The 22,456-nt window shown below is 48.0% G+C and carries 22 protein-coding genes; 12 read left to right on the top strand and 10 right to left on the bottom strand.

Annotated features, from left to right (window positions below; translation table 11 throughout):
- Positions 1 to 7: 7 nt before the first annotated feature.
- Positions 8 to 316 (top strand): DUF4389 domain-containing protein, encoded by a 309-nt coding sequence (locus METBU_RS0102385; RefSeq protein WP_017839105.1) that lies wholly within the window; start codon positions 8 to 10, stop codon positions 314 to 316.
- A 21-nt stretch (positions 317 to 337) separates the two neighbouring features.
- On the top strand, positions 338 to 1,417 hold the full coding sequence (dinB, locus tag METBU_RS0102380; protein WP_017839104.1) for a DNA polymerase IV: 1,080 nt from the start codon (positions 338 to 340) through the stop codon (positions 1,415 to 1,417).
- Between the two features lie 34 nt (positions 1,418 to 1,451).
- Here the strand turns inward: dinB and yjgA are convergent, their stop codons facing one another.
- The 3 genes from yjgA to METBU_RS0102365 form a co-directional block, all read right to left on the bottom strand.
- A complete protein-coding gene (gene yjgA, locus METBU_RS0102375) occupies positions 1,452 to 2,003 on the bottom strand; it encodes a ribosome biogenesis factor YjgA (protein WP_017839103.1) in 552 nt (183 codons plus the stop codon).
- 1 nt (position 2,004) lies between these two features.
- Entirely contained in the window at positions 2,005 to 2,193 is a 189-nt protein-coding gene (locus METBU_RS0102370) for a hypothetical protein (protein WP_017839102.1), read from the bottom strand.
- 256 nt (positions 2,194 to 2,449) lie between these two features.
- Entirely contained in the window at positions 2,450 to 2,974 is a 525-nt protein-coding gene (locus METBU_RS0102365) for a DNA-deoxyinosine glycosylase (RefSeq protein ID WP_017839101.1), read from the bottom strand.
- A gap of 164 nt (positions 2,975 to 3,138) precedes the next feature.
- Between METBU_RS0102365 and rdgC the strand changes: the two genes are divergently transcribed.
- Positions 3,139 to 4,047 carry a recombination-associated protein RdgC gene (gene rdgC / locus METBU_RS0102360; RefSeq protein ID WP_017839100.1) on the top strand — a complete coding sequence of 303 codons (909 nt, stop codon included), beginning with the start codon at positions 3,139 to 3,141 and terminating at the stop codon, positions 4,045 to 4,047.
- Entirely contained in the window at positions 4,044 to 5,033 is a 990-nt protein-coding gene (locus METBU_RS0102355; protein ID WP_017839099.1) for a L,D-transpeptidase family protein, read from the top strand. The genes rdgC and METBU_RS0102355 overlap by 4 nt, the downstream gene beginning before the upstream one ends.
- A gap of 505 nt (positions 5,034 to 5,538) precedes the next feature.
- Here the strand turns inward: METBU_RS0102355 and METBU_RS0102350 are convergent.
- Together METBU_RS0102350 and METBU_RS0102345 are read right to left on the bottom strand one after the other, a co-directional pair.
- Positions 5,539 to 5,817 carry an Lpp/OprI family alanine-zipper lipoprotein gene (locus METBU_RS0102350; RefSeq protein ID WP_017839098.1) on the bottom strand — a complete coding sequence of 93 codons (279 nt, stop codon included), beginning with the start codon at positions 5,815 to 5,817 and terminating at the stop codon, positions 5,539 to 5,541.
- A 98-nt stretch (positions 5,818 to 5,915) separates the two neighbouring features.
- Positions 5,916 to 6,518 (bottom strand): L,D-transpeptidase family protein, encoded by a 603-nt coding sequence (locus tag METBU_RS0102345; protein ID WP_138767174.1) that lies wholly within the window; start codon positions 6,516 to 6,518, stop codon positions 5,916 to 5,918.
- A gap of 13 nt (positions 6,519 to 6,531) precedes the next feature.
- On the opposite strand from METBU_RS0102345, the gene METBU_RS0102340 reads away from it, so the two are divergent.
- Positions 6,532 to 8,166, top strand: a complete 1,635-nt coding sequence (locus METBU_RS0102340) for an alpha-D-glucose phosphate-specific phosphoglucomutase (RefSeq protein WP_017839096.1) — start codon at positions 6,532 to 6,534, stop codon at positions 8,164 to 8,166.
- Positions 8,167 to 8,404: 238 nt separating this feature from the next.
- Here the strand turns inward: METBU_RS0102340 and METBU_RS0102335 are convergent, their stop codons facing one another.
- Genes METBU_RS0102335 through rluD form a run of 3 tightly spaced genes read right to left on the bottom strand, consistent with a single transcriptional unit; the run spans position 8,405 to position 10,902 of the window.
- Complete coding sequence (locus METBU_RS0102335) at positions 8,405 to 9,229, bottom strand: ZIP family metal transporter (RefSeq protein WP_017839095.1); 825 nt, start codon at positions 9,227 to 9,229, stop codon at positions 8,405 to 8,407.
- A 7-nt stretch (positions 9,230 to 9,236) separates the two neighbouring features.
- Positions 9,237 to 9,971, bottom strand: a complete 735-nt coding sequence (gene pgeF / locus METBU_RS0102330; protein WP_017839094.1) for a peptidoglycan editing factor PgeF — start codon at positions 9,969 to 9,971, stop codon at positions 9,237 to 9,239.
- A complete protein-coding gene (rluD, locus tag METBU_RS0102325) occupies positions 9,958 to 10,902 on the bottom strand; it encodes a 23S rRNA pseudouridine(1911/1915/1917) synthase RluD (RefSeq protein WP_017839093.1) in 945 nt (314 codons plus the stop codon). The genes pgeF and rluD overlap by 14 nt, the downstream gene beginning before the upstream one ends.
- Positions 10,903 to 11,036: 134 nt before the next feature.
- Between rluD and METBU_RS0102320 the strand changes: the two genes are divergently transcribed.
- Entirely contained in the window at positions 11,037 to 11,873 is an 837-nt protein-coding gene (locus METBU_RS0102320; protein WP_017839092.1) for an outer membrane protein assembly factor BamD, read from the top strand.
- A 103-nt stretch (positions 11,874 to 11,976) separates the two neighbouring features.
- Here METBU_RS0102320 and METBU_RS0102315 read toward each other — a convergent pair whose 3' ends face one another.
- The gene (locus METBU_RS0102315) at positions 11,977 to 13,356 is read right to left on the bottom strand and encodes an L-serine ammonia-lyase (RefSeq protein WP_017839091.1); all 1,380 of its coding nucleotides are present in this window, start codon (positions 13,354 to 13,356) and stop codon (positions 11,977 to 11,979) included.
- A 405-nt stretch (positions 13,357 to 13,761) separates the two neighbouring features.
- Here METBU_RS0102315 and METBU_RS23100 point away from each other — a divergent pair, with 405 nt between their 5' ends.
- Positions 13,762 to 14,940, top strand: a complete 1,179-nt coding sequence (locus METBU_RS23100; protein ID WP_017839090.1) for a D-alanyl-D-alanine carboxypeptidase/D-alanyl-D-alanine-endopeptidase — start codon at positions 13,762 to 13,764, stop codon at positions 14,938 to 14,940.
- A gap of 842 nt (positions 14,941 to 15,782) precedes the next feature.
- Here METBU_RS23100 and METBU_RS0102305 read toward each other — a convergent pair.
- Positions 15,783 to 16,595, bottom strand: coding sequence for a L,D-transpeptidase family protein (locus METBU_RS0102305; RefSeq protein WP_017839089.1), 813 nt, complete (start codon positions 16,593 to 16,595; stop codon positions 15,783 to 15,785).
- 339 nt (positions 16,596 to 16,934) lie between these two features.
- Between METBU_RS0102305 and METBU_RS0102300 the strand changes: the two genes are divergently transcribed.
- The 5 genes from METBU_RS0102300 (at position 16,935) to METBU_RS0102280 (ending at position 22,347) form a co-directional block, all read left to right on the top strand.
- Positions 16,935 to 17,612 carry a DsbA family protein gene (locus tag METBU_RS0102300; RefSeq protein WP_051056230.1) on the top strand — a complete coding sequence of 226 codons (678 nt, stop codon included), beginning with the start codon at positions 16,935 to 16,937 and terminating at the stop codon, positions 17,610 to 17,612.
- Between the two features lie 160 nt (positions 17,613 to 17,772).
- Positions 17,773 to 18,399 (top strand): class I SAM-dependent DNA methyltransferase, encoded by a 627-nt coding sequence (locus tag METBU_RS0102295; RefSeq protein ID WP_017839087.1) that lies wholly within the window; start codon positions 17,773 to 17,775, stop codon positions 18,397 to 18,399.
- Positions 18,400 to 18,900: 501 nt separating this feature from the next.
- Positions 18,901 to 19,500: a c-type cytochrome gene (locus METBU_RS27180; RefSeq protein WP_017839086.1), complete on the top strand. Its 600-nt coding sequence runs from the start codon at positions 18,901 to 18,903 to the stop codon at positions 19,498 to 19,500.
- 79 nt (positions 19,501 to 19,579) lie between these two features.
- A complete protein-coding gene (gene mtgA / locus METBU_RS0102285; RefSeq protein ID WP_017839085.1) occupies positions 19,580 to 20,302 on the top strand; it encodes a monofunctional biosynthetic peptidoglycan transglycosylase in 723 nt (240 codons plus the stop codon).
- Between the two features lie 758 nt (positions 20,303 to 21,060).
- The gene (locus METBU_RS0102280) at positions 21,061 to 22,347 is read left to right on the top strand and encodes a hypothetical protein (RefSeq protein ID WP_040575424.1); all 1,287 of its coding nucleotides are present in this window, start codon (positions 21,061 to 21,063) and stop codon (positions 22,345 to 22,347) included.
- The last annotated feature ends 109 nt before the right edge of the window (positions 22,348 to 22,456 follow it).

Below are 22,456 nucleotides of genomic sequence, written 5' to 3'. Positions count from 1 at the left end.
AGAACACATGAAGGAACAACTCAACGAAAACCTCAAAAAACCGAACACCTGGAAAAGAATCGCCTTTATGCTGGTATTCGCGGTCATCGCGGGATTGGTCAGGGTATTGTTGTGGGCGGTGATATTGCTGCAAATCGCCTCTATGCTGCTGACCGGTTCGGCTAATAAGAATATTCTCGATCTTGGGAAAAAACTGGCGGCTTATCTGTATCATATCGTGCTGTTCTTGACTTTCAACACCGAGCGAATGCCCTTCCCTTTCGCCGACTGGAACGAGACCGAAACATTGGATTTGCCGTCTCACCGAGAACATTAAGACTGACTCGCGTCAACGACCATGGAAGCCGCTCGTAAAATCATCCACATCGATATGGATGCATTTTTTGCCGCAGTCGAACAACGCGATTTTCCGCAATACCGCAATAAACCTTTAATCGTAGGCGGTTTGCCGGGATCTCGAGGGGTAGTATCAACCTGCAGTTACGAAGCCCGGCAATACGGCATCCATTCGGCGATGCCATCGACTACGGCACATCGCCTCTGTCCTCATGCAATCTTCGTCAAACCGCGTTTCGAAGCGTACCGAGAAGCGTCGAACAGCATCCGCAAAATCTTTGCCGACTATACCGATTTGTTCGAACCCTTATCGCTCGACGAAGCCTATCTTGACGTTAGCCAATGCAATCGCTGCAAAGGCTCTGCGACACTCATTGCGAAAGACATCAAGGAAAAAATCAAGCAACAGACCGGACTGACCGCTTCCGCAGGCGTTTCTTATAACAAATTCCTGGCAAAAATAGCCTCCGATCTCGACAAACCGGACGGCTTGTATTTAATCACGCCCGACAACGGCCCCGGGTTTATCGAAACCCTACCTATCGGAAAATTTCACGGTATCGGCAAGGCCACCGAGAAAAGAATGCATGACCTGGGCATTTTTACCGGAGCCGATTTAAAAACGATGCCCCTCGCCTCTTTGCAAGATTATTTCGGTAAAGCCGGCTTGCATTATTACCATATTTGCCGGGGCATCGATAATCGCCCGGTCAATCACCAACGAATCACTAAATCGATCGGTGTTGAAGTCACCTTTCAAGAAGATCTCGATAACCGGGAGACTCTATTGATACAGTTGCAGAATCTGCTGAACAAAGCACTCGGCAAGGCGAAAGAGAAAAAACTGGCGGCTTACACCTTAACGATAAAAATAAAATATAGCGATTTTGTGCAAATCACGCGTAGCCGAACGCTTTCGAAAGCAATCACCGAAAACTTAAATGCTCTACCGCTATTGGACGACTTATTGAAAACGGCGCCAACCGAACGGCGTAAGGTCCGCCTGCTGGGTGTCGCCTTGTCATCACTCGCCTCGCCAAGCTGCAACCGACAAATCGATTTATTCGAACAATTTCAATAATTTAAACAATCCACGGAGAGCACCCCACGATTGATTAAGCCGTTCGTTCGGAATCGTCTTCGAACAACTCCTTCAAATAACGGTATAGTTCCCGCGAGGATTTCGGAGGCCGCGCTTCGGCCGCTTCTTTTTGCGCACTGCGCATTAATTGCCTTAACACTTGCCGGTCGGTTTGCGGATACTCATCAATCAATTCGGTCAAGGCGTCTTGCCCTTCAGCAATCAAACGATCGCGCCAACGCTCAACCTTATGATGCTCCCTCGTCGAATGCGCACTCTGGTTTTTAATCCGAGCCAATTTTTCTAAAATCTGCTCGACATCTAACTTTCTGAGCAACCCGCATATAAATTTCAACTGTCTTTTTCTGGCACCTTTCGGCGGCATCCCAACCGTACCGATAACCGCCTTGTATAATTCCTCCGGCAAATCCAACGTGCTTAATTGCGCCGTCGACAACGCGACCAATTCCTCCCCAAGATCAAACAATACGGCAATATCGCGTTTGATCTGGGATTTATTCGGTCTTACCGCATAGTATTCGACTTCATCGTCGAATTCTTCGTATTCCTGAAATTCTTCAATCATTTCAAACCATGGCTATTAAAAATAATACAAATAGTACAACGAATCCCAGCGGAAACAATACCGCTTTCCAATCCGTTTCAGCATTTTTACTGTGCTCGAGCGATGCTTTGACACCTGGCCCCATCCAAAATAGCACCAGCAGCACTAATGCCCCCAGTATCAAGCTTTCTGTCGTTGACAGGTTTTCCATATTGACCCCTTTTTTTTTTGATAGCAGTTATACCCTTTGCTTGTCAAATTTCGGTGCCGGGGTGCCCGTCAAAGGACGCCGTAAATACGTCCATGTAGGCTCTATGATAGCATCCATGCTATCAAAGCCTTTGCCGAACACCCCGGCACCTCCATAGGCTAATGCCGAAATTTGAAGTGCGAAAAGGTATAACAGTCAGCGGTAAGCAGATCTGTTTTATCGATACCGTCCCTATTCACTATTCACTATTCACTAATCATTGCCGACCGTTAACTACAATTCCAAGCGCCGCCTTCCAAGCCATGGTTTTCCGCTCCAACGACATCGCCGCATAGGCCGGACTAGTTGAAGGTACGCGCTGATATTCAAGATAATTGAAACGGCTATTCAATATCGGCAACACGCGTTTACGATATAAGCTCTCCGCCGCGCCACCGTTAAACAATACTCGCTTTATATCGCGGTGATGCTCAAAAAAACGGTTAAAGTCGTTTATTTTTATCGAATCCACATCGATATTTGCATCTGCACTGCCTGGACGATAACAGGTCTGCAAGACATCCCACACCGCAAGATGGTGTTCGATTAAAATGCGGCTGCGCTTTAGATAATCCAATTCCGGCCCGGCACCGAACAATTGTCTCATGATTAGCCAAAAGCCGTTGCGCGGATGCCCGTAATATTCGCCTTTGGACAACGACGCTACACTAGGCATTGACCCTAAAATCAACACTTCCGCCGATTTCCCGGCTATCGGTGGAAAACCGTCAACTATACTCATCGTAGATCAAAATTCAGCACCGGGGTGCCTTCTAAGGAACTGCCGAAATTTGAAGTGCGAAAGGTATATCATGCAAGCCTTGTCAGTCGTAAAAAACAAACCGTCATTTTCGGGATTCCCGTTAATCTGCGATAATGATCGATTTTATACGAGATCCAACGCCCATGTGGTTTAAAAATCTATCCGTTTACCGTTTTACAGAAGACTTTACTTTAACGCCGGCCGAATTCGAAGAAAAACTCGAACAAATGCCGTTTCGCCCTTGCGCAGCCCAACAAGAAATGAGCTTCGGCTGGACTGCTCCGCTCGGCAGAAACTCTGAGCAACGGGTCCACACCACCAACGGCTTCATGATGGTATGCGCAAAAGTGGAAGAAAAAGTTTTGCCCGCCGCCGTGATCAATGAAATGGTCCAGGAAAAAATTCAAGAGGCCGAGGACCGCGAAAACCGCAAACTCAGTAAAAAAGAACGCACCGCGATCAAGGAAGAAATCTGTTTCGAGTTGCTACCGCGAGCCTTTACGTTTTCGCGTAAGACTTATGCTTATATCGACCCCAAAAACGGCTGGCTGATCGTCGACTCTCCATCGGCCAAAAAAGCCGAAGATTTAATCAGCAATCTACGAAAATGCCTGGGCTCGCTACCGGTCGTGCCGCCGATTACTCAGGAGAAACCTGTCGCAGTCATGACGCGCTGGCTGATTACACAAGACACGCCGGGCGACATTACGATCGAAGACGAATGCGAATTGCGCTCGCCAGGCGATGAAGGCGGCATTGTACGCTGCAAACGTCACGATTTAAGCTTGCCCGAAATCAAAAACCATCTCGATACCGGCAAGCAAGTCATTAAACTCGCCATCAATTGGGCGGATAGAATTGCTTGCATCGTGGACGAAAACTTGAGTATAAAACGCTTAAAGTTTTTAGATTTGGTTCAAGACCAGGTAGCCGATATCGAAACCCAAGACGAGACCGAACAATTCGATGCCGATTTTTCGATTATGTCGCTGGAACTCTCGACCTTCCTACCGCGTCTTATAGAATTGTTTGGTGGAGAGCATAAATCATGATTATTCAAAAAGCAAAACTTGCGGTTATTGCGCTAATTTTCGCTTCGAGTAGCGGCATACACGCCGCCGAATTCGATCTTCCTAAAAACTCCGGCGACAGCCTAATAGGCGATCGCCTGGAAGGAACCGATAAACACCCCCAACCGCACTTTTATACTGTTGCTGCCGAGGAAGACACACTTCTAGACATAGCAAGGCGCTTCTACATCGGTCAAAATGAAATTTTATTGGCCAACCCCTCTGTCGACCGCTGGCTGCCCAAGGAAGGAACCCAAGTTAAGATACCTAATAGTCGCTTGTTACCTAAGGCGCCACGAAACGGCATCGTGATTAACTTGCCTGAATACCGTATGTATTACTACCCGCCAAACAAGAACCGCGTCGTCACCTATCCGATCAGCATCGGCAGACTAGACTGGAAAACGCCGCTCGGCAAAACCAGAATAACCGCCAAAACCCGAAACCCGACCTGGACGCCGCCGGAATCCATAAAAAGAGAGCACGCAGCGCGAGGGGATATTTTGCCTAACGTCGTTCCGGCCGGCCCTGATAATCCGTTGGGCCTATATGCGATGCGACTAGGCGTACCAGGCTATCTAATCCATAGCACCAATAAACCTTTTGGAGTCGGCATGAGCGTAACTCATGGGTGTATTCGGATGTTGCCGGAAAATATCGAACAATTGTTTCCAAACGTCCCGGTCGGTACCGATGTCCATATCGTCAATCAACCGACAAAAGTCGGGTGGCTCGATGACTCGCTTTATATCCAGGTTTATCCGAATCTGGAAAAAACCAAGGCCAGTTATGAAGACCGACTGGAACAAGCTCTGGAATTGATTGTTCGTGCGAATAACAACCAACATCCTGTCATCAATGGCGCCGCGCTCAGAAAAGCGCTCGAAGAAAAAAGCGGTCGTCCCGTTTTGATTTATAAAAAACCGGAGCCTAAAACAAACTCGCACTCAGCCAAGGCAGCGCCTTAAGAATTCGGTCATAAATCCCTCCCAAACTTAGCAGGACGGGGTTTGCAAGCCCGTCCTAAACGTTTCAACCGCAACCAAAGCAAATCAAACGCTCAGGACGGGTCAAATAACCCGCCCTGCGCTGTATAAACCCCACCCCGCCAACCCGGGATACCCGGCAGCCCATATCGAGGCCCTAAGCCCAGCTCTTAACGCAAGAGTAGCTCAAAAAGGCTGTGTATGCGGTAAAAGTTAAAAATCCCCACCAACACCAGAAACACTTAAAAATTCAAAGTGAATTGTAGGGTACGCTGCGCGTACCTCATGTCGGCGCAAGGCAACACAAGAAGGCATATTCCTAAGCAGCGGGAGAGCTTCCTACGGCACGCAAAGCGTATCTTACTGTCCGCTCCCCGGCATTTCATATCGAGGGCCCAGAGGCCAACTTTTACCGCAAACATAGCCAAAAAAAAAGCCCGTCAGACGAATCTGACGGGCTTTTTTCAAATCAAAAGATGAAGGTCAATTATTTCATCATTGATTTTTTGAACAGACGATCCAACTTGCTGTTGGCGTCTTGTGCGTAGCTTGCTGCGCGATTTGCTGCAGCTTCAGCAGCCGCCGCTCTTGCAGATGCGTCAGCAGCAGCGCTTTTCGCACTAGCCGCATCAGAAGCTGCTCTTGAAACTTTAGTATTCAAATCGTCGATTTGAGATTGCAGGCCTTCAACGTCGGAAGTACTCGCACAACCTACAGCCAGACTTGCTGTAAGAGCAACCACTGATAATTTCGCTAATTTTTTCATATTATTTTTCCTTTTTTTACTGTAAGAGTTGTTACTAAGATTATTTTCAAAAGCATTCGATGAAATATATTGAACTTTTTTTTCAAAATATTCCAGAACTATTTTATCTGCACTGTAATTTCTTTATCAACCCACTTACTTAAAAGATCAATTTGCTTATTAGTCAATGCAATACAGCCATGGGTCCAATTCATGGTTCTATGAATTTTCTCATCGCCACGCCCCAAGCCGTGAATGCCGATTTGCCCTCCCAAGCGAGTATTCTGAGGAGGAATACCATGTCTTTGGTGCGCTTCGACAATCGTCTCAAAAGTTAACGGATCGATAAGCCCCTTGTCAAGTGCGGCATGAGCATTATCGACGGAAGGATAAGACAAGCCGAAAAAACGATAAAAACTGCTTTTTTCATTAATCCAGCTAATTTTGTAAGTCCCTAAAGGAGTGACATCATCGCCCCGCACCTCCTTAAAACCCGCGCCATTACGGCCTATCGCAATGTTTTCCAACCGTTCTAACGTCTGCTCTCCTTTCTTAACTTCAAGCGTCAGCGCATTAGTATCGATCAATAACCAAACATCGTTACTAGCCTGGGCGTTTGACGCCAACAAAAAAAGAATCGGAAACACGCCAATTCGGATCACAAATAAACTACTATTAGCTTGTGTTTTAGTGTAATTTAAAAACCGTGTTATTTGTTGCATTAAAGGCTCACTCATGGAAATAAAAACAATAGAAACTCATCCATTCGAAGACCAAAACCCCGGGACGTCGGGACTAAGAAAGAAAGTGAAAACCTTTCAACAACCGAACTATCTTGAAAATTTTGTTCAGTCAATCTTCGACTCTCTCGACGATATTGTAGACCAAAAACTTGTTTTAGGTGGTGACGGACGCTATTTTAACCGACAAGCCATTCAAACAATCATAAAAATTGCCGCAGCAAACGATTTTAGCGAATTGATTATCGGTCAAGGCGGATTATTATCGACCCCCGCCGCATCAAACCTGATTCGCAAATATAAAGCCTACGGCGGACTGGTGCTATCGGCCAGCCACAATCCCGGAGGACCGGAGGAAGATTTCGGCATCAAATACAATGTCAGCAACGGAGGGCCGGCACCAGAAAAATATACCCAGGCATTTTACCAACGCAGCAAGGAAATCGCTTCCTACAAAATTGCAGAGATTCCTGATATCGACCTCGACACCATCGGCACTCAAAAAATCGGGGCTCTTACGATAAGCATCCTTGATCCCGTCAACGATTACGCCGAATTGATGCAAACCATTTTCGATTTCGATTTACTCAAGCAGAGCATCGGCTCAGGCTATATCACGCTTAAATTCGATGCGATGCATGCAATCACTGGACCCTATGCCAAAACGATTCTGGAAGAGATGCTGGGTGCAAAACCCGGCTCTGTAATCAATGCCGTGCCTTTGGAAGACTTCGGCGGCGGCCACCCGGACCCGAACCTGGCTCATGCGGAAGAATTGGCCGAGGCAATGTTCGGACCGAACGCACCGACGTTTGGGGCGGCTTCGGATGGCGACGGCGACCGTAATATGATCATGGGCTCGCAAATATTCGTGACGCCGAGCGATAGTTTGGCTATTTTAGCGGCCAATGCACCCTTGATTCCCGGCTACGCAAAAGGCATCAGCGGCGTCGCACGTTCAATGCCGACCAGCCAAGCCGTCGATCGGGTTGCCGCGCAACTGAACTTGCCTTGTTTCGAAACGCCGACCGGCTGGAAATTTTTCGGAAACCTATTGGATGCCGGAAAAATCACCTTATGCGGCGAAGAAAGCTTCGGCACCGGATCAGACCATGTTCGGGAAAAAGACGGCTTATGGGCAGTATTATTTTGGCTCAATCTCATTGCCAGAAAAAGACAATCGGTTGCCGACATTGTCACCGAGCATTGGCAACGATTCGGGCGAGATATCTACGCTCGCCATGATTATGAAGCCGTAGCCACCGATATTGCGGACGGCATCGTCGCTTATCTTCGCGAACAACTACCGACCTTACCGGGTAAGGCATTCGGCGATTACATCGTCCAATATGCCGATGAATTCGCTTATACCGACCCGGTCGACGGCAGCGTCAGCAAAAACCAAGGCATCCGAATCGGTTTTGAAAACGGTTCGCGGATCGTATTTCGCCTATCCGGCACCGGCACCGTAGGCGCCACACTTCGAATTTATTTGGAACGTTACGAACCCGACAGCAATTTACATGATCAAGACGCACAAAGCGCATTAGCGCCACTCATCGAATTGGCGGAAAAGTTTTGCGAGATCAAAAAACGAACCGGCAGAAACGGACCTACTGTGATCACCTAAAAGTATGGTGAATAGTGAATAGTGAATAGTGAATAGTGAATAGTGAATAGTGAATAGTGAATAGTGAATAGTGAATAGTGAATAGTGAATAGTGAATAGTGAAATGATTCGGGATTTCAATTATTTGTCAAGCGCCGATTTCACCTTTCACCTTTCACCTTTCACCTTTCACCTTTCACCTTTCACCTTTCACCTTTCACCTTTCACCTTTCACCTTTCACCTTTCACCTTTCACCTTTCACCTTTCACCTTCCTGGTGCTTCCGCTCAAGGCTTTCCAATTCAATGTCATGGGCAAATCCATGCAGCGAACAGATCAACAACACCCCAGCCGCGATCAATGCGACTTGTTGCACTGAAACCTTCAACTCGGTTTTTTCATGTAAGGTCGGAATCAAATCGGCCACGGCGATGTATATAAAACTCGAAGCCGCCATCGCTAAAAAATACGGAAGACTATCATGCAAGTCTTCCAAGCTGAAATACGCAAGAATGCCGCCAACCACCGTCGCAAGACTCGATAGGATATTGTAATAAAGCGCTTTGCCTTTGGAATAACCGCTTTGCAACAATATTGCGAAATCGCCGACTTCTTGCGGAATCTCATGCGCGGCAACCGCCAAACTCGTTACTATTCCTAGTTTGACGTCGGTTAAAAATGCTGCGGCAATCAATATGCCGTCTACAAAATTATGAATACCGTCGCCTATCAAAATCAACATACCGGCCGGATGATGACCTTGTGCGTCCTCGCCATGAGCTTCGCATCGGTTATGATGGCAATGTCGCCAAACCAACAGCTTTTCCAATATAAAAAAACCCAAAATTCCGGTCATAATCACTGCCGACAAACTTTGAATACGATCCGAATCGACATCCTCGAAAGCATGCGGAATCAAGCCCCAAAAGGCCACTGCCAATAATGCGCCGGTCGCGAAACTAATGCCATGAGGCAAAACCCGAGCCCGCTGAACATCATCCAGCCATAAAAAAAACGAAGCGGCCAAAACACTTAAAACTCCGCCCAACGCGGTAAAAATAATAATTAAAAACAATAAATCCATAACGGTTTTATATTCTCCAAATTAAACTTGCCATCCTGCCTGTTTCCTTGTCGCGCCGAAACGAATAAAAACGCTCGACATCGGACAGGGTACAAAACTGTCCGCCATAAACGCTTTCAATACCGGCTAGAGCCAGGTTGATACGCGCTAAACAATAAATATCGGCCAACCATTTACCCTTTGCGACTGCACGAAATCCATCGGCATAACGCTCGTTACTTTCAACAAACGCAGTACGAACGTCATCACCGACTTCAAAGGCATCCGGCCCTATCGCCGGCCCAAGCCAAACCAATAGGTCAAGCGTTTTCATCGCCTTAACGGATTCAACGATCACGCCAGCCAATAACCCCCTCCAGCCGGCATGAACGGCTGCGACACTGCGTCCGTCACGAGAACACAGCAATACCGGCAAACAATCGGCGGTCAATACCGTGCAAACGACACCCGGCTCATGACTAAAACTCGCGTCGGCCTCGACCAGCGTATTCACTTGCGACGCATCGACTACGGTTTTACCATGCACTTGATTCAACCAAACCGGTGCATTCGGCAAATCGAGCATATCGGTAATCCGTTGCCGATTCTTCAACACCAATTCGGGATTATCGCCAACATGCATCGCGGGATTAAGGCTTTGAAACGATCCAGTGCTGAAACCGCCGCTTCGCAGGGTCGTTGCGGCGAAAACATTGGCCGGCGCAGGCCAATCGGGCTTCAGCCAATACTTAGTGCTGTTCATTGTCTCGTAATGCGGCCAATAATCGAATCATATCGTCGGGCAAAGGCTGAATCCATTCGCAGTATTCTTGCGTTTCAGGATGCAGCAAACCCAGTTTTTCGGCATGAAGCGCTTGACGCTTGAATGCCCGCAGCTCTATTTCCAATTGTTCGGAACAGTCCGGCGGCAACTGAAAACGTCCGCCATAAACCGGATCGCCAACCAATGGAAAATGTACATGCGCCATATGTACCCGAATCTGATGCGTGCGCCCGGTTTCCAATTTGACGCGAATTAGGGTATGCCTAGCAAAACGTTCGACAACCCGATAATGGGTTACCGCATCCTTGCCGGCTTGCCTGATCGCATAGCGCTTACGATCGGTCGGATGCCGACCGATCGGCTCGTCTATCGTCGCGCCGGCGATGATTCGTCCCTTGGTAATCGCCAAGTACTCCCTTTCTATCGAACGCTCTTGTAACTGCTTGACCAAGCTGTTATGAGCAGGCAGCGTTTTTGCAACCATTAACAAACCGCTGGTCTCTTTATCGATGCGATGCACAATGCCGGCTCTCGGCAAGGTTTCGAGGCTCGGCACATGATTGAGCAATGCATTCTGCAAAGTCCCCGTCCAATTGCCGACTGCCGGATGCACGACTAAGCCCGCCGGCTTATTGATGATCAACAAGGATTCGTCTTCATAAACGATATCCAGCGGTATCGCTTCCGCCTCGCATTCCAAAACCACCTCGGCTTCGGCATCGAGCTCAATGAACTCACCGCCTTCGACCTTGTCTTTGGCCTTTAATTGGGCGCCGTTAACCACCACTCGCCCGGCCTTCAGCCAAGTCTGTAGCTTACTTCGGGAATAATCCGAAAATAGCTCAGCAAGCACTTGATCCAAACGCATACCCGCCATCTCTTCGGGAATTTGTGCCGATAATCTTGTCATAACTTATATCTTCTGATTAGTTCGCCGTTAAGTTATACTCGTTGCTTGATTAGCGTTAAACGCATCTTGCGCTTAACGAAACCTGTTCATCCACAACGAAAAAACCGTACATATTACAACGTGTCGTCAGCTCTATGCGATTATTTTTAGTAAAATTCCTTCTCGTTATTACTTTAGGCCTGTTACTTCCGGGCTGCGAAACGTTAAAAAACTTCAACCTGGAAAGCACTAGTACCGACGAATATAAAGATTGGAGCGAGGAGAAGCTGCACACCTCAGCCAAGGAAGCGATGGACGATGGTTATTATCAAAAAGCGATCAAAATGTACGAAACGCTCGAATCGCGTTTTCCGTTTGGAGAGTATGCCGCTCAGGCACAATTGAATATTGCTTATGCGTATTACAAAAATGACGACTCCGAAGCCGCGATTGCAGCCGCCGAGAGGTTTATTAAAATTCATCCTCGCAATCCCAGCGTCGATTACGCCTATTACTTGAAAGGGTTGGTCAATTACAATCGCGACATCGGATTTCTCGAAAGATTTTTGCCTACCGACACCTCGCAACGCGATCCGGGTAGCGCTCGGGATGCCTACAATAATTTCCAGGAATTAATCAGCCGTTTCCCGGACAGTCAATATATCCCCGACGCGCAACAGCGCATGATCGCGCTGCGCAATAACATGGCGATGCACGAAGTCCATGCCGCAAGGTTCTATTTGAGGCGTAAAGCCTATGTCGCGGCGGTTAACCGCGCATCCGAAGTCGTGAACAATTACCAGCGCACTACAGCGGTTCCGTTTGCGTTAGAGGTTATGATTGAAGCCTATAAAAAACTAGGCATGGAAACACTGGCTAACAATGCCTCGCGCGTTTATGAACTGAATTTTCCGGACGGACCGCCGGTACCGGAACGGGAAAACAGAACCATGGCCGGAAAAGTCTGGGATTTTATTGGGTTCGACAAATGACCTCAAAAACACGCAACTCATCAGTTTCTAATCGCTTGACCCTTTATTTTTTTACCATGAAGAGCATGAAGGATTTAAAGACCCGGCGCTTTCAATTATCGTCCTAACATTCGATTAAATTAACCGCCAATCCGCCGCGTGCGGTCTCTTTATATTTGGTTTTCATATCGGCGCCGGTCTCGCGCATCGTTTTAATCACTTTATCCAACGATACATAATGAGAACCGTCGCCTCGCAATGCAATACGCGCGGCATTGATAGCCTTAACCGAACCCATCGCATTGCGTTCGATGCAAGGCACTTGCACTAAACCGCCGACCGGATCGCAAGTTAAGCCTAAATTATGCTCCATACCGATTTCGGCGGCATTTTCCACCTGAGCGGGCGTCCCTCCCAACACTTCGGCCAAAGCGCCTGCCGCCATCGAACAGGCGACTCCTACCTCTCCCTGGCAACCGACTTCGGCCCCGGAAATCGAGGCATTTTCCTTGTATAAAATCGCGATTGCGGCGGCGGTCAATAAAAAACGAATCACGCCTTCGTCATTCGCACCCTCGCAAAACCTCCAATAATAGTGCAGTACAGCCGGAATAATTCCTGCCGCGCCGTTGGTTGGCGCAGTCACGACACGCCCGCCCGCGGCATTTTCTTCATTCACCGCTAACGCAAAAAGATTGACCCAATCGAGTTTACCGGGAGGCAATTTCGGAGCATGCGAAGGAATTTCATGTATCAATTGTTTATAAATTTGCGCTGCTCGACGTTTAACTTTCATACCGCCCGGCAACACGCCTTCTTGAGCAATCCCTCTTTCAACGCAGGCCTGCATGACATGCCAAATAGTCAATAGATTTTTTCGTATTTCAGCCTCGCTTAACCAAGCTTTTTCATTATTCAGCATTAATTCGCTAATCGACTTCTTATGTTCCTTGCATAGTTTAAGCAAACCATCGGCTGTCTTAAACGGATAAGGCAAACACGTATCGTCATCGATCAAACGATCGGTCGCGGCTTGTTCGCCGTTAACGACAAAACCGCCACCGACCGAATAATAATCTTTCTGCAACAACTCGGTCCCTGATGCATCAATTGCCGTGAAACGCAGTCCATTCGAATGAAACGGCAAGACTTTACGGTTAAACTGTAGATGTTTTTTCTCGATAAACTGAATGGAATGGCGCGACAAGACTTGTAAACGTCCGCTTTGCCTAATCGTTTCCAGTCTGCCTGGAATGACATCCGGATCAATACAATCCGGCGACTCGCCTTCAAGCCCTAACATCACCGCCTTGTCGGTACCATGGCCTTTACCGGTCGCTCCTAACGAGCCGAAAAGCGCCACAGTGATTGTTTCAACCTGCTCTATAATTTTGTCTTCGTCCAATTTCAAAGCGAATTGCATAGCCGCTCTCATGGGACCAACGGTATGAGAACTGGACGGTCCGATGCCGATTTTAAATATATCGAATGCGCTAATTGCCATGGTAAACCTGCGTTGATTACAAATGAATATCAATGTAGGTCTTCAATATAACGCTTTTTTCTATCTATCGACAGGGGGCGATTGAAAAGGAAAAGTACATTTCAACGACTTTCGCTGATCCTTCGACAACATAAGAAAAGATGATAGTCTTTATTACCCATAAACCTAAAAAAAAACAGTTCGCATGTGTTGTAGACCGTTCGTGTTGAGCCAAGTCTAAACATGAAGGGGCTACAACACTTTCACCGGCTTGGTGAAGCCTCAAGCTACCCTTCGCGACAGCGCACTCCTAAGCACTGCCGATGGACCCAGGGCGAACGGTAGCTTGAGACTGTCAAATGCTCTTTTTAGGTTCATCATCCGGTGTGATTGCCAAACCTTCATGAACATTACTGGAAATTTTAAATGCGCCGAATTAGCTACCTGATCTGTTTATTGTTTATATTGCCTGCATTCAGTCATGCGGATGAAGCCCTAACCGCTTTTTCAAAACTGAATAACGCAGGGCTCATCGTTTTGGATTCAAACGGGCGAACGATACGCGCTGATCACGCCGACAGGCCGTTAATTCCGGCCTCAACGACCAAACTAGCCACAGCCTGGCTCGCATTAATGCACTGGGGCGAAGAGCATCGTTTTCGTACTCGGTTTTATTGGGATGAACCGACCCGAGTCTTATGGATAAAAGGAAGCGGCGATCCTTATCTGGTATCAGAAGAACTCGCCCGAATTGCTCGAAGCCTGAAACAAAAAGGTCTGCAACAAGTTAAAGCCATAGGTCTCGACAACTCTCTCTTTCAAACAGGTTTGGCTTTACCGGGCACCGGAACCACGAACAACCCTTACGATGCGGTGCCTACGGCGACGGCGGCGAACTTCAACACCATAGCAATCAAAAAGATTAACGGAAAAGTTCTGTCTGCCGAGCCCCAAACACCGCTAACCCCATACTCGAAAAGCCTGGGCCGCTCGATCAATAGCGGCGAGTTGCGCGTCAATACCGGCCGAAATCCAAGCAACGCGGAAAACTATTTTGCCGAATTAATGGCTGCCTTTTTACGGGCACAAGGGATTGAAGTCGACCCCCAAATCGTTTTCGGCAAGGTACCGAATCAACCTGTCTTTTATACGCACACCAATAGCAAAACACTCGGCGAAATCGTGCGTACGATGTTGAAATATTCGACTAATTTCGTTGCTAATCAGCTAATTTTGATGCTGAGTTCGGAAACCTATCAACGCCCGGCGAATACCGCCGATGTTCAGCGATACATGGAAGAATCCTTATCTCGACAGTTCGCTTGGGAGAATTTTACATTTGAGGATGGCGCCGGCTTATCTCGTAATAACCGTCTTTCGCCGCAGCAGTTGACCGATCTATTGCAAGCGTTCCGACCGTGGAAACACTTATTACCGGAAATCGAGCCCGGCGTCTACGCGAAAACCGGGACCTTAACGGGCGTCAGTTCGTTAGCAGGTTATTTGGTAAAACGCGGCGAATGGCAGCCTTTTGCCATCGTGATGAATGAAAATGTACCTTATCAATTGAGAAATCGTATCGCTCGAGAACTGTCTCTAAGATAAGTGCCCCCCCAATGATGCCCCCGTAGCGTCCCACTACCATTAAGCCAAGGGAAGCCCGTCATTCCGCCATGGACTGGCGGAATCCAGTGCCATGGATGGCAAGCTTTTGAAGCGCATTCGAGCCTGAAGCCCATTCTGTGCAAGCGCGCCAAGATTTTTCGCGAAAGCTGAAATGGGGTCCGTCCGATTTCAGCAGCGAAAAATGACTTGGCGATTATTGCCTTCGGCGGCCCCGATTCGCCCTGCGTCCGTGCCACTACGCCACATCATCGTATACTCGATGCGGCTCCGTAGCACTCCCACAAATGGCTTTACGCCGTGTCGCGATGCCTTGTATTTTGCCTCCGCCTGCGCTATTCGCGCAGACTCCGGCAAAACACCCGGCGCTACGGCTATCGGGGACTAAAAATCTTCACTTCGCTAACGCTCCGTTTCCAAGATTTTCAGCGAAGGTTTAACTTAGGCTATGTTCGCGTTAGCAGTTGAAATGGTTTTCCTTCCTACTAAAAACCATTTAGGAACTAGTCAATGATTGCTTTCCAATACACTGAGCGTGGAAGAGGGTACGATTACTCGCTTGACAGGACGCCGTGAATACGTCCGTGTAGGCTTGACGGCGGCTTTCCCTACCGCCGACACCTGTCAATCGAGCAACCGTACCCTCCTTTCAACCATTAGCGTCATATTGAAAAAAGGAAAGTTATTCAGAGTTGTATCCTTGAGTTTCATGTTGGCTTTAAGTTCAAAAGTATCAACTATTAACGCGAACATAGCCTTAACTTAAGGGTTACGAAGCAGCGCCCCGCAGAACTTGGGAATAATGAAAGATCCGGTCCTGATGATCACAACCCGGTTTTTAACGACTTCACTGTCGGAGACACGGCGTTGATTTCACGGGAGATATTCGAATAAAGTTCAAGGATCCAACCGGGTAGTTTTTCGGTGTCGGCCACCAGAGGATAACCCCTGGGGTCATGCGGTGCAATCACGACCTTTACATTGTCGACGCCCACATTCGCGGTCAACACGAAAAGCTCTTCTATCGCTTCATCGCCCATCGCCAGGCAACCGATGGAGCTGGCTTTGCCATGGATGAAAATATCCGACCCCGGCTTGCTACGCCCCTCCTGCCAGGCATGGAAGCGATCGAATTCGTTAGGGTAATTGATTTTCATCGACAAGTGATAATGACTGTTCGGATTCAACCCCTCGATACGGTAAATACCCTCCGGCACCTGCTCATCGCCTTGACGTAATTTAGGACCCGCCACGCCGCTGGCGGCTTGAATGTCATAGTTGCGGATAAATCGAAATTCGCCGCTGTCCTTGGCCCATAGCTCCAGTTTTTTTTCCTGTTTCAGAGCGATAAAGGCGACTTTACTCGGCGGATATGAAACCTTGGCCTTGGCGAAATAAGATGCGAGCTTGAGCGTTGCATACGGGCCGTAAGCCTGTAGAACATCTTCGACAGTCCTTTGACCATCTAACGACGGCGGCGGTATGAAATAAAGGTTCGGGCCGGGCTGTGCTTGCGGCACGTCGTCATCGATGGTAGCGAAAGAGATGTCGGAAATCGCGGCAGGCTTGGGCGCGACGCATGCGCCGAGCAAAACTGCCATGAACAGGCCGAAAATGATTTTGGCAGTTGATTTCATAAAATCATGTTGGAAATGAATTTATAACCTGCTTAGTTTAAGCACCCTACCCCATGTCCGCAAGGTCTAAGGCTTTTTCAATCGAAACATGGATTCGTAAGCTTGGCTTATTCGTGTTTTGACGCAATTTGAAAGCGCTGGTTATACCCTTTGCTGGTCAAATTTCGGCGCAGGGGTGTCCGTCAAAGGACGCCGTGAATACGTCCATGTAGGATCTGTGACAGCATCCCTGCTGTCACAGCCTTTGCCGAACACCCCGGCACCTCCATGCGTCAATGCCGAAATTTGAAGTGCGATGGGTATACAATATAGGATCATCTTATTGCACATAGCCTAACCATGCCGACACCTCGTTTATACTATATCCATGATCCCATGTGCAGTTGGTGCTATGCATTCCGCTCGAGTTTTAGCGCCTTACAAAGAAACTTGCCACAATCTCTACGTTTGATTTACTTGCTGGGCGGATTGGCTCCGGACTCCACCACGCCGATGCCCGAGTCTATGCGGCAAACCATTCAACAAAACTGGCGCCGAATCGAACAAACCGTACCCGAAGTCCGTTTTAATTTCGAATTTTGGGCTGTCAATACGCCGATCCGCTCAACTTATCCGGCTTGTCGTGCGCTATTAGCGGCCAGAAAGCAAAGTCCCGATCATGAGATCCCTATGCTAAAGGCTATCCAGTCGGCCTATTATGAACGAGCCAAAAACCCGTCGCTGACCGACACGCTTCTGGAATGCGCTGCCGAAATCGGCTTAGATACCTCTATATTTGGTAAAGACTTGTTGAGCCCGGCGATTGATGATGAATTACAGCAAGAAATTCAATTAGCCCGAAACATGGGCGTGTCGAGCTATCCGTCCTTACGCTTGCTGCATAATGACGAATTTGACGAATTTGTTGCCATTCGCATCGACTATCTCGACCATCGATCCATGCTCGATGAAATAGCCGATATCTTGCAAGTTATACCTGTCGTAGATCAAAATTCGGCGCCTGGGTGTGTCCGCTAAAGGACGCCGTGAATACGTCCATGTAGGCTCTATGCCAGCTCCATGCTGGCACTGCCGAAATTTGAAGTGCGAAAGGTATACTTGAGACATATCTCTCGTTCCCTAGCTCTTGGGAATGCAGCACTCCCTTTTTACCCAAACATCGACTATCAGGTGAAAGATGGAACGCAAAGAAGAAGACTTAGCTCAAATTGAATCACTGACGCTCAGTCATTATCAACACAACGCCGAAGCCTTTTGGCAGGGCACCAAAGATCATGACGTGACTCAGAATTACGCGGCCTTTTTAGCCCCGTTGCCTAAAGATAAAGCGCTGGATATTTTAGATTTGGGCTGCGGACCGGGACGGGATGTTCACTATTTTAAGTCAATGGGACATCGACCGATCGGCCTGGACGGTTGCGAGGCGTTTTGCGCGATGGCCCGCAGGCTTACAGGCTGCGAGATTCTGCATCAAAATTTTCTAAACCTAAACCTTGCCAAGCAACGTTTCGATGGCATCTTCGCCAATGCTTCGTTATTTCATGTGCCAAGCCGTGAGATGCCGCGCATACTCAAAATCTTGCATGCAACACTAAAGCCCGGCGGCATTTTATTTTCTTCGAATCCGCGCGGCAATGACGAGGAAGGTTGGTCCGGGCAACGCTACGGTCATTTCATGACATTCGAAACCAGTAAACAGTATCTGGAGGAAGCCGGCTTCACCGTGCTCGACCATTATTACCGCCCCAAAGGCAAACCAGTACATGAGCAGCCTTGGCTAGCGATCGTCGCGGGGAGCCTTTGATCCTATACCTTTCGCGCTTCAAATTTCGGCAGTGCCCGAGGAGGCGCCGGGGTGTGCGGTAAAGGCTTTGCCAGCATAGAACCTACACGGACGTATTCACGGCGTCCTTTGACGGGCACCCCGGCGCAGGGTAAACGCATTAAAACTACATATAAAATCAAATGGTTATAATGCGTAGTATTTTCAGTAATTTCATAGCGGCAGCCTTTATTGCCACAAAATAAAAAACTAACAAATAAAATATTCTGCAAGCTTAGGTTGAATAGTCATAACATATTGATATGGCATTTATTTTAATGCCTTTGCCCTGCACCCCGGCGCCGAATTTTGATCTGCGATGAGTATATATGTTGTGGCTACTACGGGAAATCCGGAAGAGCCATAATTCTCTTGCGCTAACTGAATAGCCTGTTATCAATTACCCGCGTGTTTGGTAAGATATGCCCAGTGACTTTAAACTTCGAAGTAACCTTCTCATTATTATTTAGGATCGATATCACCATGAAAAAATCAAACCTAGCATTTGCGGTCAGCGTACTGGCAGTCTCACTTCCGCAACTTAACGCTCAAGCCGCGGATGTCGATGCCGGTCGAGCAGCTTTTGAAACCTGTCGAGGCTGCCACAGTATCCCCGCCTACAGTAATGCCTACCCGACTTATTATGTGCCGAAAATCGGCGGGCAACGCGCTGACTATGTGGCCTCCGCATTAAAAGCCTATCGAGAAAAAAATCGCCCGCATGGCACCATGAAAGCCAATACTTACGACTTAAGCGATCAAACGATCGAAAATATCGCCGCTTATATTGAATCCACGCCGGGCAAAGAAACCAAAAGCCCAGCCGGGGGCGATCCGGTCGCCGGCAAAAAGCTCGCTCAATCTTGCCTAAGCTGCCATGTGGAAGGTAAAGATGCGCAAAATAATGTACCTAGATTAGCCGGTCAATACGGCAATTACTTGGTCAAGGCCATGCAAGACTATCAATCCGGCAAAAGAAACAACGCTATCATGCAGTCGATGCTGCAAGGCTTATCCGGTGACGACTTGGAGAATATCTCGGCCTATTTCGCAAGCTTGAAAGGTTTAACCACTACCGATTAAATCGCAAGTATTCACAGCCTCCCTCATTCAAAAAGAGGGAGACTGGATATTTATTCCTAGGAAGGGAGTTGATACTTATTTGAGATATTCCAAACAAAAACCCAAGCGCTCTTTCCTAAATAAGCTTAAACGGCCGGCGCTTTATTTAGCGCTATTTTTTATAACAAGCTCATTGTTATCGGTCGTTTTGCTACGTCATTTACCAGTGCCCGTATCGGTATTCATGTTATATCGTCACGCAGAATATTTTCAACAACATCGATCATTCAAAACAATCGATTATCGCTGGGTAAAGAACGAACAAATCTCACGCTACGCCTTCTCGGCAGTCATTGCATCCGAAGACCAACGTTTTTTTAGTCACCACGGCTTCGATTTCGATGAAATGCAGAATGCTATCGATAAATATTTAAAAGGCGGAAAACTCCGTGGCGCCAGCACGATTAGTCAACAAGTCGCCAAAAACCTGTTTCTGACGCCATCCAAAAGCATTTGGCGCAAAGGGTTAGAATTTTGGTTTACCGGATTGATTGAAATGTTCTGGCACAAAGACCGCATTCTAGAAGTGTATTTGAATATTGCGGAATTCGGCGATCGTCTCTTCGGCATCGAATCGGCCAGCCAACGTTATTTCGGCATACACGCCAGTCAATTGAGTGCCTCGCAAGCTGCACAGTTAGCAGCAACGCTACCCAACCCTCATTTATACAAGGCAGACAGACCTACGCCGCATTTACTCAAGCGCAAAGCCTGGATAATGAAGCAAATGAAAAACTTAAATTATCGACATCGGCAACATTAATCCAAAATTCGCAGCAATTCCCAGTTTAAGCATTTTCGCCGATCTTAGGGTGTGGGGTATGCCTGTCGAGGAACGCCGTAAACCCATCCATGGGGGCTTGGCGGCAGCTCGAACGCCAAGGATGGCGTGAATGCAGATTTTGCATGGAGCAAAAATCTGCCCTGCTGCCGACATCCTCGCCAAACACACCCCACACCCTTTTTGATCCCCAAATTGGGAATTGCTGCAAAATTCGGCAATTCAACCATAAAGCGTATAAAGCTAATAAAGGATTGCAAGAGATTACCTAAACATTCCTCATTCCAGCAAGCCTTTCGAGTGAGCGAAAATCGTACACAGTCGAATGACAAGTTATTGAATTAACTTCTTACTCTTCATAATCTTCATGGTGATATGCTTTTTCTAGATTAATAGAATTCGGAGTTGGCAAAGCGCATAACACTTCCTGATTAGCAAGTTTCTTCAGCTAAAGCCCAAAGATCAGCATATTCCTAGCAGGACGGGGTTCGCAAGCCATGCGCGCCAAGCTAAAAACGGCCAACCCACATCACGCTCTTTCCCAAGCTCCAGCTTCCTGAACAGGTTACCCAAGCTGGAGAGCTTGGGTAACAGCATATCTTAGTTTTTGTGACTACGACTGACCCCTGCCAGCAGTTCTCAATTTAGCCCATGCTGGTAAACTGGGCTGATTTTTTCATATCCGTACACGGACGATGGCTTACCCTTTTAAAGAAAAAGAACAATTCACGCAAGCTCGCTTGATCGAGCGAATCAGGCAAGTCTTCGAAACCTTGCCCGACGGTCGCAGTGGGACTGGTGTTTACCAGAAATACAGTATGGTCGATGCAGCACTGAGCGCCTTTTCGGTGTTTTTTATGCAATCACCCTCGTTTCTGGATCATCAGCGGACGATGCAAAAAGAGCGCGGCAAGAATAACGCACAGAGTTTGTTTGGAGTCTACCAAATTCCGAGTGACAACCAGATTCGGAATCTGCTGGATGCGGTGTCACCCGACGCCCTATGGCCACTGTACCGATGGGTGCTGCAGGCATTGGAAGCGCAAAGCAAACTCAAAGAGTTCCAAGTGCTGGGTGATAGCGTGCTGGTGGCCTTGGATGGGGTGGAGTATTTTTGTTCGCAGAAGATTCATTGCGCCTGCTGCTCAACGAAGACACTCAAGAACGGTGCTATCCACTATGCTCACAGCGCAGTTACCCCGGTAATCGTTTCGCCACATCAAGCGGATGTCATTCCGTTGGCACCCGAATTTATCGCACCGCAAGACGGAAGCGATAAGCAAGATTATGAACTGGCGGCAGCGCGGCGCTGGTTGGAGCGCGAAGGCGGCCACCTGCCGGCGAACGTGACGTTTTTAGGCGACGATTTATATTGCAAACAGCCTTTTTGCGAATACCTCAAGCAACAGGGTCGGCATTTCATTCTGGTGTGCAAACCGGAATCCTATAAAACCCTCTACGAGTGGGTGGAGGATTTTCAGCGGCTCGGGCAGGTTGAAGTGATCGAAAAACGCCGCTGGACAGGCAAGCAACGACTGACCGAGCGTTACCGCATCGCTCAGCAAGTGCCGTTTCGCGACAGCGACGATGCCCTATTGGTGAATTGGTGCGAAATTGAGGTCATCGATGAACAAGGTCATATCGTTTACCGCAATGCGTTCGCCACGGATTACGCATTAGGCGCGCACAATGTGGCCGATATCGTCAGCGCCGGTCGTACGCGCTGGAAGATCGAAAACGAAAATAACAACACATTGAAAACCAAGGGATATAACTTCGCGCATAACTTCGGGCACGGTAAAAAGCACCTCGCGGCCTTGTTAGCCAGCCTGATCATTCTGGCTTTTCTGGTTCATACGTTGTTGCAATGGTTCGATCAATGCTATCGCTTGCTGCGTGAAGAATTGTCCAGCCGCAAGACGTTTTTTAACGATTTAAGGGCGCTCACCCGCTATTTTTGTTTTGATAGCTGGCAACATTTGATGGAATTTATGCTTGATGGCTTGAATATCCCCATTCCACACTGAGAGCTCTTATGGTTATCTGCTTAAATTGAGAATTGCTGGGCCCCTGCTTGGACACTTGACTTCGACAAGCTGAAGCATCTTGCTAATCAGGTAACACTTTGCCCATCGC

It is taken from the genome of Methylotuvimicrobium buryatense 5G (genome assembly GCF_000341735.1).
Classification (GTDB): Bacteria; Pseudomonadota; Gammaproteobacteria; order Methylococcales; family Methylomonadaceae; genus Methylotuvimicrobium; species Methylotuvimicrobium buryatense.
Note: the sequence above shows the minus strand (reverse complement) of the source record. Positions and strands in the feature narration are given on the sequence as shown.